Consider the following 11,485-nt stretch of genomic DNA (forward strand, 5'->3'; position numbering starts at 1 on the left):
GCTCCACTGGTGGCGATGCCGCCGAGTCCAGTCCCATCCAGCCGGGTACAGCCCGGTCCAATCCCGTCCAGCCCAACCCCGCCCAGCAAGGTGCCGCCCAACTCGGCTCCAGCCGCACTGGCGCCACCCAGTCCGGCCCTACCCAGTCCGACACCACCCGCCCCCGACACCACCCGCCCCCGAAAGCGCGCCTGCCGGTTGTGCGCGGCAACCATCCATCCCTAGATCGGAGTCAGCCATGCCGTCCGTCCGCATCACCCGCCCGCTCCACACCGAGCCCAGGTCGCACGACCACACGAACCGGAAAGCGCGAATCCAGCCGCACCACGCCCCGCACGGGGTGTCGAACGTTCCCCAGCCACGCCAAGGCAGTCCAAGCCGTGCCTCCGATCCGCCGAGCGGCCTGGGAAGCACCCCGTGGCCCGCAAGCACCCGGTAGCCCAGGACTACCGCCTGGTCCCCGCCGCGGCGGCGGTGTGGACGACCGCGGTCGCCGGCCTCTTCCTGAGCTGGCAGGCGGCAGTGGGCACCGGGGTGGCGGCAGGTGCCATCGGCCTGGCCGCGTGGCGCAGGGCGTGGTGGAACCGGACCTGCGCGATAGCCCTGCTGATCTCGGGCCCGGTGGCAGCGGCCTGGGTCGGCGGCCACGTCCTGCGGGCCGAATCCCACCCGCTCCGCCTGGCGGCGAACGAAGGCCGGAGCACCACCCTCACCGTCGAGATCGTCACCAGGCCGAAGGGCATCAGGGCCGAGGGCTTCGCGAGCCACCAGGCGGGCGTGGACAACGTCGTGGTCAAAGCAACCGCGGGCGGCGCGCAACTGGTGCTGCTGGCTCCGGCAGCCAAGTGGCGAGACCTGGTGCCCGGACAGAAGGTCACGGTCAAAGGCACGCTCGCCCCGCCGAGAGGCGGCGATCTGGCGTCAGCCCTGCTGAGAGTGAGGGGTCCGCCGGCAGACCCACAACCGCCACCGGTCTGGCAAAGCTGGGCGGACGACCTCCGCGACGGACTGGCCCAGGCCAGCCGGGTGCTGGACGACGAGGAGGCCGGGCTCCTGCCGGCGCTCGTCGTGGGCGACACCGAGCAGATGGTGCCGCGCATCGTCGACGAGTTCCGCACCGCCGGTCTGGCCCACCTGCTCGCGGTGAGCGGGGCGAACCTGGCCATCGTGTGCGGTGCGGTCTACCTGCTGACCAGACGGCTCGGGCCGCGCAAGGCCGCCGTCGCGGCGATGGTGGCGCTGGTCGGGTTCGTGGTCTTGGCGGGACCGGAGCCGAGCGTCCTCAGGGCCGCGGTCATGGGCGCCGTCACGTTGCTGGGGCTGGTGCTGGGCCGGGAACGCTCGGCGGTGCCGAGCCTGGCGGCAGCGGTGCTCGTCCTGGTGCTCCACGACCCAGCGCTGGGTGGTGAGCCGGGCTTCGCGTTGTCCGTGGTGGCAACGGCGGCGTTGGTGCTCATCGCGCCGAGGTGGGCACAAGCGCTCAAACAGCGTGGCGTGCCGAACGGACTGGCCGAGGCTGTGGTCGTGCCAACGGCCGCGAGCCTGGCCACGGCTCCGCTGGTGGCGGGGCTGTCCGGGCAGGTGAGCCTGGTCTCGGTGCTGGCCAACCTGGTCGCCGGGCCGGTGGTCGCGCCGGCGACGGTGCTGGGCGTGGTCGCAGCGGTGGTGGCGCCGTTCTCGCCCCGCGCGGCCGAACTGGTGGCGCACGTGGCCGGTCCCGCGGTGACGTGGCTGATCCAGGTCGGACGCCAGGCGTCGACCGTGCCCGGCGCGGCGGTCGGCTGGCCGGACGGCTGGACCGGAGCGCTCGCGCTGGCCGCCGTCACGGCGGTGGTCGTGTTGTTGCTGCGGCTGAAAAAGACGCGGACGTTGGTGGTCGCCGTGCTCGTCGGCGGCTTCGTGGTGCTGGTGCCGATGCGAGTCGTCGCACCGGTCTGGCCACCGGACGGCTGGAAGGTCGTCAGCTGCGACGTCGGCCAGGGCGACGCGCTCGTGCTCGCCACCGACGTCGCGGACACGGCGGTCCTGGTCGACGCCGGACCGGATCCCGGTGCGGTCGACCGGTGCCTGAAGACGTTGGGGATCACCAAGATCCCGCTCGTGGTCCTCACCCACCTGCACGCGGACCACGTCGGCGGCCTGGAAGCCGCGCTCACCGGACGTGCGGTGGGAGCGATCGCGGTGGGCCCGCTCAAAGAACCCGAGTGGGCCTGGAGGGAGGTCGGCAGACAAGCGCGCGCCCAGAACGTGCGGGTGGTGGAACCGAAGGCAGGGGAGCGCTTCGCTCTGCCAGGCCTGGACCTGGAGGTGATGGGTCCCAGGCGGCCACCGGTCGCCGAGGCCGAGAACACGACGGTGAACGACTACTCGCTCGTGCTCAAAGCCCACACGAGAGCAGGCCGCGTGCTGCTCACCGGCGACGTCGAACTGGCCGGCCAGGCGGCGTTGCTGGGAGAGCGGGACCTGACCGCGGAGGTGCTCAAAGTGCCGCACCACGGCTCCCGCTACTCGTTGCCCGCGTTCCTCAGGGCCGTGCGACCGCAGATAGCGCTCGTCAGCGTCGGCACGGGCAACCGCTACGGCCACCCGAGCCCGCAAGTGATCGACGTGCTGCGAACGGGAGGCGCCTCGGTGCTGCGCACCGACAAGGACGGAGACCTGGCGGTGCTGCCGGGAAACCGCATCGTACGAAGGAGAAGAGATGGTCTGGATCAGGCTGTTCAACGCGCGCTACCCGATTCCCGGCGGCACGCCGGGCCTCGCATGGGCGCTGTGGCAGATGAACTACGCGGCGACCCCGTGGCCGCACGACGAACTCAAACCCGATTTCGCCTACTACATCTGCGAAACACTCGAAGACGGCACCCGCGCCGTCACGTACAAGGCGACCACCACCCACGTGCTGCCGCCCACCAAGGCGGAGAAACCGGAAGAGGCGTACGACCTCATGGCCGAGCACGTGTTCGACGACGACCTGCGCATCGCCCCGGACGTCTGGCACGACTACCACTACAACGCCCTGAAGGCGGAAGCCCCGTGGCCGCAACGGATCGCGGCCTGGCGCGCGACCGTGGAGGCGGTGGGACCACACGTGGTGGACGGCCTGCGGCGCTTCCCGCGCACGGGCTGGCTGAAGACGGACGCGATCGCCTTGTGAACCAACGTGCCCTGTCGAGATCATGTTGTGCCGCAACGGAGACGCATCCCGACAGGACCGCGCGCTTCCGAAGCAGCCCATCTCTTGAACGAAAAGTTCACCTACGGCTCCGGAGACGCAGCCGCGTCCCCGGAGCCGGAAAGGAGGTGACTACCCCAGCGCCTTGATCACGGCCTCGGCCGACGGCGGCACCGTCGCACGAGGGCCGATCGTGTCGCCGAGCGCGTCGAGGGTCTTGAGGCCGTCGCCGGTGATCAGCAGCACGGTCTCGGCGTCCGGGTCGAGCTGGCCCGACTCGATCAGCTTCTTCGCCGTCGCGACGGTCACGCCGCCGGCGGTCTCGGCGAAGATGCCCTCGGTGCGGGCGAGGAGCTTGATGCCCTCGACGACCTCTTCGTCGGTGACGTCCTCGATGGCGCCGTTGGTGCGGCGCACCGCGTCGAGCACGTACGGGCCGTCGGCCGGGGCGCCGATCGCCAGCGAGCGCGCGATCGTGTCCGGGCGGACCGGGCGGATGACGTCGTGGCCCGCCTTGAAGGCGGCCGAGATCGGGGAGCAGCCGGTGGCCTGCGCGCCGAACACCTTGTACGGCGTGGCCTCGACGAGGTCGAGCTGGCCGAGTTCGCGGAACGCCTTGTCGACCTTGGTGAGCTGCGAGCCGGACGCGATCGGCACGACGATCTGGTCGGGCAGGCGCCAGCCGAGCTGCTCGGCGACCTCGTAGCCGAGCGTCTTCGAGCCCTCCGCGTAGTACGGGCGGACGTTGACGTTCACGAACGCCCAGTCCTCGTTCTCCGCGGCGAGCTCCTGGGCGAGGCGGTTGACGTCGTCGTAGTTGCCGTCGACGGCGATCAGGGCGCCCTCGTAGACGGCGCTCATGAGGATCTTGGCGCGCTCGAGGTTGGAGGGCACGAGGACGACCGACCGCCAGCCCGCGCGGGCGGCGGCCGCGGCGACGGCGTTCGCCAGGTTGCCGGTCGACGGGCAGGCCAGCACCTTGAAGCCGAGCTCGCGGGCGGCGGCGAGCGCCACGCCCACGACGCGGTCCTTGAACGAGTGGGTGGGGTTGCCGGTGTCGTCCTTGACCCAGATCTTGCGGACGCCCAGTGCCTTGGCGAGGTTGTGCGCCTCGACGAGGCGGGTGCCGCCGGGGTCGGTGTTCGGGTGCTGTTCCACAGTGGACGGAACGGGGAGGAGGCCGCGGTAGCGCCAGATCGACCTGGGGCCGGCTTCGATGTCCTCGCGCCGGATCTTCCCGAAGTCGTAGGCCACTTCCAGCGGCCCGAAACACTCCAGACAGGCGTACTCGGGAGCGAGAGGGGTTTCGTTGCCGCACTCACGGCACAGCAGCGCGCGGGCGGGGCCGAGGTCGAACTTGGTGCTCGTCGGCACAGAGACAGCAGTCATCGCGAGGTATCTCCTCATCTTTCCCGCGAAATCGAACGGGTCGGAATTGGCACCGTGATCGTCTGCACTCAGATGCGCGCACAGGTGTGCACACAGCGCTGACGCCGGTTGCCGGGGCTTCTTCGGGCCGGTCCCTCTGCCCCTCTGGATGAGCGGTGTTCAGTTGTGGCCACCAAGCTACGGCACCGGTCCGCCGCTGAGCCACCGCCGTCCACGATCCGGGACGTGGAAGGATGCGGAACGTGAGCGCACCGGAGTCACTGCACCTCGTCGTCGGCGAGGAGGAGCTGCTGGTCGAACGTGCTGTTCGGGCGGCTCTCGAGGCCGCACGCGAGGTCGATCCGAACGCCGACCTGACCCGCGTCCAGGTGACTGATCTCACGGCTCCGGAGCTGGCCGAACTGGTGAGCCCGTCGCTATTCGCGGAGGGCCGCGTGATCGTCCTGCAGAACGCGCAGGACATCAGCAAGGAGATCGCCGACACGGTGCTCTCCTACGTGAAGGCGCCCGCGGACGGGGTCACGCTCGTCGTCGTGCACACGGGTGGTGGCCGCAGCAAGGCCGCCAAGGACCTGCCCGGGCAGCTGAAGAAGGCCGGTGCCGCGGTCACGGAGTGCGGCAAGGTCACGAAGTCCGCCGAGCGCGAGGCGTTCGTGCGCAACGAGGTGCGGCAGGCGGGCGGCAAGATCGACCCGGAGGCCGTCGCCACGCTCATCGACGCCGTGGGCACGAACCTGCGCGAGCTCGCCGCGGCGGCGTCGCAGCTCGTCTCCGACACCGACGGCAAGGTGACGGTCGAGGAGATCCGCCGCTACCACCAGGGCAAGGCGGAGGTGACCGGGTTCGCCGTCGCGGAGAAGGCCGTCACCGGTGACCGCGCGGGCGCCATGGAGGCGTTGCGGTGGGCGATGCAGCTCGGTGTGCCGCACGTGCTGGTCGCGGACGCGCTGGCGGACGCGGTGCGCACGGTCGCGCGCGTGTCCGCGGTGGGGCGGGCCGACCCGTTCAGCCTGGCCGGTCCGCTCGGCATGCCGCCGTGGAAGATCAAGAAGGCCCAGGCCCAGTCGCGCGGCTGGGACCAGTCGGGTCTCGCCGACGCGATGCAGGTGGTCGCCGGTCTGAACGCCGACGTGAAGGGTGTCGCGGCCGACGCCGACTACGCGCTGGAACGCGCGGTGCTCCGGATCGTCGCCGCGCACGGCCGCCGCTGACCGTGGAAGGTCACCGCGGGATCCCGATCAGGTACTGGGCTCCGGTGAAACCGGGCTCGACGCCGATCGTCCACGTGAACGACTCGGTGCGGTCGAGGCCGTCGACGATCCGGCGCAGTTCCGCGCGCCCGTACATGCGCAGGAAGGACACGACGCTGTCGAAGAACATCATGAACGGCAGCACGGGCACGACGTAGGTGAGCAGCAGGCGCAGCAGGTATCGCGGCAGGGGATTGCGTTGGAACGGCGCCGCCACCAGCACGGCCAGCGTCAGCAGGAACGGGAAGAACACCGGGTAGACGAACGACCGCTTGGTGTCCACGACGACGATCGGCTGCCGGGTGTCGACGGCGTTCTGCAGCATCCGCGCGGCGAGCGCGGGCGGGAAGTGGTGGAAGGCGCCGTAGATCGTGCGCGTCCCCTCGACCCGGCAGTCCGTGGCGTCGACCGAGGTGGGCACGTGGTCCACCGAGCAGCACGAATCGCGCAGCCGACGCCGGTTCTCGGCCGCCACGCGCTCGAACGCGCGCACGTTCGGCACCAGGTCCGTCAGCGTGACGTGGGTGTGGACGCCTTCCGCGTGCAGCCGGCGCTGGATGAGCGGCACCGGTCCGCCGGAGCCCGCGCACAGGTCGACGATCCGGTGGTCCGCGCCCGACCGCAGCGCCCGTGCCAGCGGCCGTGAGTACTCCCGCGCCGCGTCCGTCAGCCGGTAAATCGTGGTGATCGACTCCGTGTGCAGGGTCCGCAGCACGGGCGGGGTGCCTTCGAGGTCGTGGAGTTCGACGAACTGAATGCGCGGCAGCGAGTCCATGGGACCTACGCCTACACCAGGAACGCGAAAGGGCTCCACCTCCCGGAGGAGGTGGAGCCCTTTGCGGAAGCTCGAGGCTCCGCGAGCGAGATCAGCCCTCGATCTTGTTCGCGCGCTGGGCCATCGCCGACTTCTTGTTGGCGGCCTGGTTGGCGTGGATGACGCCCTTGGTGGCGGCCTTGTCGAGCTTGCGGGACGCGTCCTGCAGCAGCTCCAGGGCCTTCGCCTTGTCACCGGCCTCGGCAGCCTCGCGGAACTTGCGGATGGCCGTCTTCAGGGACGACTTGACCGCCTTGTTGCGAAGGCGAGCCTTCTCGTTGGTCTTGATCCGCTTGAGCTGGGACTTGATGTTCGCCATGCGACATCACCCTTCTTGTCGAAACCGGGGTTCGTGGCGCGCTTCGTCGGCACCGGCCAAGGACCGGGTCTCCTCCACGGCGGAGAGCCGCGCGTTCACGACGACGAAGGATATCAGGCCAGCTCAGCGGACCGTGAAGGCGGCCTTCTCCGCGCCCACCGGTGTCCGTGGACCGCCGTGAACTTCACCACGCCTTCACGGCGGTCCACGGACACCGTCATCCGAGGTCGTGAACGACGTGTACGACACGCTGAGACCAGCGCGCCCACCTCCGGACGGAGGAACCCGATGACAGCTTCCTCATGCAGGTGGAACGGCTGCTCAGACGCTCGTGGAACTGCTCGTCCCCGCAAGTTCTTCCGCCGGTTCCCGGTTGCCGGGCGTCTCGCGCGGGACGATGACGGGCATGACACTGCCTGCCCTTCCGGAGGAGACCTTCCGGCGCGTGCTCTGCGTCGTCGCACACCCCGACGACATGGAGTACGGCACGTCCGCGGCCGTCGCCCGCTGGACCGATCGCGGCATCGAGGTCGGCTACCTCCTGCTCACCCGCGGCGAGGCGGGGATGCCGAACCCGCCGGAGGAGACCGCGCGGCTGCGCGTCGCCGAGCAGCGGGCCGCCTGCGCCGTGGTCGGTGTGGAGCACCTGACCGTTCTCGAACACCCCGATGGCGTCCTCGTCTACGGCCTGGACCTGCGCCGGGACATCTGCCGCGAGATCCGCCGCTTCAAGCCGGACGTCGTGTTCGGCTGCGGCTTCGAGGTCGAGACGCCCTACGGCTTCGACCAGGCCGACCACCGCGCGGCCGGGCTCGCGACCCTCGACGCGCTGCGCGACGCCGGCAACCGCTGGGTGTTCCCCGAGCAGGTCGACGAGGGCTTGGAGCCGCATTCGGTGCGCTGGTACATCACTCCCGGACTGGCCGGGTCCGGCGCGACCCACGGTGTCGACGTGACCGGTGAACCGCTGCGCCGCGGCGTCGCCTCGCTGGAAGCGCACGCCGAGTACCTGGCCGCGCTCCCGGACCACCCCGCCCCGGCCGACTTCATCCCGAAGTTCCTCGCGATGAGCGGCGAGGCCATGGGCGTCGAGCACGCCGTGCTCTTCCGCGCCCACGACCTCGAGGCACCGCCGGAGTTCTAAGCCTGTTCGTCCGGCTCGTCGTCGTTCTTGCTCCCGGGCTTCTTCGGGGGCCGGCCGCGGCGAGGCATCTTCTTCACCTCGCCGGGCAGCCGGCCCGCGTCCGCCAGCGCACGCCGCAGCAGGAACTCGATCTGCGCGTTGGTGCTGCGCAGCTCGTCGTTCGCCCACCTGCTCAACGCGTCGTGCACGGCCGGGTCGAGCCTGAGCAGAACGCTTTTGCGATCCGCCATCAGGTGTAGAGCGACCCGGTGTTCACCACGGGCTGGGTGGAACGGTCACCGCACAGGACGACGAGCAGGTTCGAGACCATCGCCGCCTTGCGCTCCTCGTCGAGTTCGACGACCTCGTGTTCGGCGAGCCGCTCCAGCGCGAGCTCGACCATGCCGACGGCACCCTCGACGATCCGGGTCCGCGCCGCCACGACCGCGCCGGCCTGCTGACGCTGCAACATGGCGTGGGCGATCTCCGGCGCGTACGCGAGGTGCGTGAGCCGTGACTCGATCACCTTCACGCCCGCCGACTGCACGCGCGCCGCGATCTCGATCGCCAGCGTCTCGGTGATCTCGTCCGCGTTCTCCCGCAGGGACAGACCCGTCTCGGCGTGGTTGTCGTACGGGTAGCTGTTCGCGATGTGCCGCACCGCGGTCTCGGTCTGGATGCCCACGAACCGCACGAAGTCGTCGACCTCGAACCGTGCGCGCGCAGTGTCCTCGACCTGCCACACGACCACAGCGGCGATCTCGATCGGGTTGCCGTCGGCGTCGTTGACCTTGAGGGTCGCCGTCTCGTGGTTGCGGATCCTGACGGAGATCTTCTCCCTGGTGGTGAGCGGGTTCGCCCACCGCAGACCGTCCGTGCGGACCGTGCCGACGTACCGGCCGAGGAACTGCAGCACCCGCACCTCACCCGGCGCGACGGTGAAGAGCCCCTTCCAGATCAGGGCCCCGGCGCCGAAGAGCAGGAGCCCCGCGATCAGCAGGCCCGGCGACGGGTCACCGCCGTCGGGGTCGACCGCCCTGACGCCCTCGATGATCGTCCACGCGCTCACAGCCAGCACCGCCAAACCCACGAGGAACATCGGCAGACCGGGCAGCTCCCGCGCGTGCTTCTCGCGGACGACAGGCGCCGGCATGTGGACCGTTGTGTCGATGGATGCGCTCATCCAGACCCCCTAGCGAAGTAGTAGCTAAGTGATATCACTTTTTTCGCGTTGCCCGCAAGTTACGCTGCGTCGCATGAGGGCGAAGAAGCAGCGCGTGGCCGCGTACGGGGTGTGCATCAACGACGATGGCGAGATCCTGCTGGCGCGCTGGCTTGGCCCTAAGGGCAAACGTTGGATCCTCCCCGGCGGCGGCATCGACCACGGCGAGCACCCGTACGACGGGGTCGTCCGGGAGGTCGAGGAGGAGACCGGCTACCTCGCCGAGGTGGTCCGCCTGCTCGGCATCGACTCCGAGCTCCGCGAGGAGCCCGACCGCGACTACCACGCCCTTCGCATCATGTACGAGGTGCGGATCGTCGGCGGCGAGCTCCGCAACGAGGTGGGCGGCTCGACCGACCTCGCGCAGTGGTTCCCCCTCGCAGACATCGGAGAGTTGGAGCGCGTGCCGTCACTGGACACCGCCCTGGGCCTGTACCGGAACAGCCCACCCGGCGGAATCCTGCGGTAGCTTCCCCTCTGCCGCCGCCGACGACCCCACACCGGAGTTGGCGAATGATCCGATCACTGGCCGCAGTGGGCGCGGCCGCCCTGCTGTCGTCCTTCGTCCACGTGCCTGCCTTCGCCGCCGTCGTCGGCGCGTCGACCGTGTCCTCGTTGCAGGCCGCGCTCGACAACGCACGACCAGGCCAACGCATCGTGCTGGCCGAGGGCGTGCACCTCGCGGACAAGCCCATCAAGATCACCAAGTCGGGCATCACGGTCGCCGCGCGCACCGCGGGCGGCACGGTCTTCACCCGAGGCGGGTTCGAGCTCGGGGCCGTCCGGGACGTGACGATCGAAGGGTTCGTCTTCGACGGAACCAGCACGCTCACGGTCCCGGTGGAAGCGCAGGCCACGCGCATCACCCGCAACACCTACAACGGGAACAAGGACGGCGCCTCTCTCACGGTGAGCGCCGACGACGTCCAGGTCGACCACAACACGTTCTCGAACCGCAGCAACGAGGGCGTGTACCTGCAGGTGACCGGTCCGGGCAGCGAGATCGCCAAGAGGACCTGGATCCACCACAACCACTTCTACAACCACAGCTTCACCGGCACTAACGGCGGCGAGTCGATCCGGCTCGGCTACAGCCACAAGCAGTCCAAGTCGGCGTACGCGGTCATCGAGCACAACCTGTTCGAGAAGGCGAACGGCGACTCCGAGGCCATCTCCGTGAAGGCCTCGGACAACACGGTCCGCTTCAACACCATCCGCGACAGCAAGGGCTACATCGTCCTGCGGCACGGCAACCGCACCACGGTCGAGGGCAACCTGCTGTTCGGCAGCGGCATCCGGTTCCACGGGAACGACCACAGGGTGTTCAACAACTACGTGCAGAACACCGGCGACCGGGCGATCGTGTTCGGGAAGGGCTCGGAGACGGACAGCGGGCCGGCCTCCACGTCGCACGACCGGCCGGACCGCGTGACGGTCGCGTTCAACACCCTGGTCGGCACGGGCGCCGTGGTCGACAGCGACACGGGCACCTACGCACCGAAGGACTGCGTGCTCGCGAACAACGTCATCCAGGGCTCGTCGTCGAAGCTCATCGACATGATGAGCGGGTCGACCGTGGGGTACGAGGGCAACATCGTGTGGGGCGGCACCGCCGGCATCCCGTCGGGCTACCGCTCCGTCGACCCGAAGCTGGTGCGCGACGCGAACGGTCTGCTGCGCCTTTCGTCCGGAAGCCCGGCGATCGACGCTTCCGCGGGCTCGAACTCGTACGTGACGCGTGACTTCGACCCGCAGTCTCGCTCGGGGAAGCCGGATGTCGGCGCCGACGAGTACAGCTCTTCGGCTGTGCGGAAGCCGTTGACGAAGTCCGATGTCGGGGCCTCCGCGCCCTGACGACCGCGTTTGTCCTGGTGACCGCACGTGTGGCGGTCACCAGGACCCCCCGATTTGGAGATCGAAACAGGCCCGTGTAATGTTCTCCATGTCAGAGCGAAGCGGGCCGGAAATACCAACCGGAACGGGCCTGGCCAAAAACCGGAAGACAAAGAGCCTCCAAGAGGCCGATTTGACACCGGAGAGCAAGACCAAATAAGCTTCAAACACAGCCCCGAGAGAGAAACTCCGGAAACGGAGTGAGGATCCGGTGAGCGCGTGTTCTTTGAGAACTCAACAGCGTGCCGATAACACAGCCAGTAATATGAATATCTCTCGTCAGAGATATTCCTTTGAGAG

Annotated in this window: 10 protein-coding genes and 1 riboswitch; of the genes, 5 read left to right on the plus strand and 5 right to left on the minus strand. The window is 69.4% G+C overall.

What is annotated here, in order from left to right; genetic code table 11:
• Positions 1-417 precede the first annotated feature (417 nt).
• Positions 418-3,324 (plus strand): DNA internalization-related competence protein ComEC/Rec2, encoded by a 2,907-nt coding sequence (locus tag L6E10_RS28165; RefSeq protein ID WP_236222998.1) that lies wholly within the window; start codon positions 418-420, stop codon positions 3,322-3,324.
• Here L6E10_RS28165 and thrC read toward each other — a convergent pair.
• Positions 3,308-4,564, minus strand: a complete 1,257-nt coding sequence (gene thrC / locus L6E10_RS28170; RefSeq protein ID WP_090100073.1) for a threonine synthase — start codon at positions 4,562-4,564, stop codon at positions 3,308-3,310. The two genes, L6E10_RS28165 and thrC, sit on opposite strands and share 17 nt — an antisense overlap.
• 11 nt (positions 4,565-4,575) lie before the next feature.
• Positions 4,576-4,719: riboswitch (SAM riboswitch) on the minus strand.
• Positions 4,720-4,806: 87 nt separating this feature from the next.
• On the opposite strand from thrC, the gene holA reads away from it, so the two are divergent.
• A complete protein-coding gene (gene holA, locus L6E10_RS28175; protein ID WP_374237566.1) occupies positions 4,807-5,775 on the plus strand; it encodes a DNA polymerase III subunit delta in 969 nt (322 codons plus the stop codon).
• Positions 5,776-5,785: 10 nt separating this feature from the next.
• Here the strand turns inward: holA and L6E10_RS28180 are convergent, their stop codons facing one another.
• On the minus strand, positions 5,786-6,589 hold the full coding sequence (locus L6E10_RS28180) for a class I SAM-dependent methyltransferase (RefSeq protein ID WP_236223002.1): 804 nt from the start codon (positions 6,587-6,589) through the stop codon (positions 5,786-5,788).
• Positions 6,590-6,680: 91 nt separating this feature from the next.
• Positions 6,681-6,947, minus strand: a complete 267-nt coding sequence (gene rpsT / locus L6E10_RS28185) for a 30S ribosomal protein S20 (protein ID WP_090100067.1) — start codon at positions 6,945-6,947, stop codon at positions 6,681-6,683.
• A gap of 397 nt (positions 6,948-7,344) precedes the next feature.
• Here rpsT and L6E10_RS28190 point away from each other — a divergent pair, with 397 nt between their 5' ends.
• Positions 7,345-8,091 (plus strand): PIG-L deacetylase family protein, encoded by a 747-nt coding sequence (locus tag L6E10_RS28190; protein ID WP_236223017.1) that lies wholly within the window; start codon positions 7,345-7,347, stop codon positions 8,089-8,091.
• Here L6E10_RS28190 and L6E10_RS28195 read toward each other — a convergent pair.
• Both L6E10_RS28195 and L6E10_RS28200 read right to left on the minus strand, forming a co-directional pair.
• Positions 8,088-8,321 (minus strand): hypothetical protein, encoded by a 234-nt coding sequence (locus L6E10_RS28195; RefSeq protein WP_236223004.1) that lies wholly within the window; start codon positions 8,319-8,321, stop codon positions 8,088-8,090. The two genes, L6E10_RS28190 and L6E10_RS28195, sit on opposite strands and share 4 nt — an antisense overlap.
• Positions 8,321-9,223 (minus strand): SPFH domain-containing protein, encoded by a 903-nt coding sequence (locus L6E10_RS28200; RefSeq protein ID WP_236223005.1) that lies wholly within the window; start codon positions 9,221-9,223, stop codon positions 8,321-8,323. Before L6E10_RS28200 ends, L6E10_RS28195 begins: the two co-directional genes overlap by 1 nt.
• Before the next feature lie 103 nt (positions 9,224-9,326).
• Here L6E10_RS28200 and L6E10_RS28205 point away from each other — a divergent pair, with 103 nt between their 5' ends.
• Both L6E10_RS28205 and L6E10_RS28210 read left to right on the plus strand, forming a co-directional pair.
• Complete coding sequence (locus L6E10_RS28205; protein WP_236223007.1) at positions 9,327-9,761, plus strand: NUDIX hydrolase; 435 nt, start codon at positions 9,327-9,329, stop codon at positions 9,759-9,761.
• Between the two features lie 44 nt (positions 9,762-9,805).
• Entirely contained in the window at positions 9,806-11,146 is a 1,341-nt protein-coding gene (locus L6E10_RS28210; RefSeq protein WP_236223009.1) for a polysaccharide lyase 6 family protein, read from the plus strand.
• Positions 11,147-11,485 lie beyond the last annotated feature (339 nt).

The organism is Lentzea sp. CC55, assembly GCF_021056325.1.
Lineage (GTDB): Bacteria > Actinomycetota > Actinomycetes > Mycobacteriales > Pseudonocardiaceae > Lentzea > Lentzea jiangxiensis.

Coding starts and splice junctions, on each gene's coding strand:
- thrC (WP_090100073.1), bottom strand. CDS start 4,564: ATGACTGCTGTCTCTGTGCCGACGAGCACCAAGTTCGACCTCGGCCCC.
- L6E10_RS28180 (WP_236223002.1), bottom strand. CDS start 6,589: ATGGACTCGCTGCCGCGCATTCAGTTCGTCGAACTCCACGACCTCGAA.
- rpsT (WP_090100067.1), bottom strand. CDS start 6,947: ATGGCGAACATCAAGTCCCAGCTCAAGCGGATCAAGACCAACGAGAAG.
- L6E10_RS28190 (WP_236223017.1), top strand. CDS start 7,345: ATGACGGGCATGACACTGCCTGCCCTTCCGGAGGAGACCTTCCGGCGC.
- L6E10_RS28195 (WP_236223004.1), bottom strand. CDS start 8,321: ATGGCGGATCGCAAAAGCGTTCTGCTCAGGCTCGACCCGGCCGTGCAC.
- L6E10_RS28200 (WP_236223005.1), bottom strand. CDS start 9,223: ATGCCGGCGCCTGTCGTCCGCGAGAAGCACGCGCGGGAGCTGCCCGGT.
- L6E10_RS28205 (WP_236223007.1), top strand. CDS start 9,327: ATGAGGGCGAAGAAGCAGCGCGTGGCCGCGTACGGGGTGTGCATCAAC.
- L6E10_RS28210 (WP_236223009.1), top strand. CDS start 9,806: ATGATCCGATCACTGGCCGCAGTGGGCGCGGCCGCCCTGCTGTCGTCC.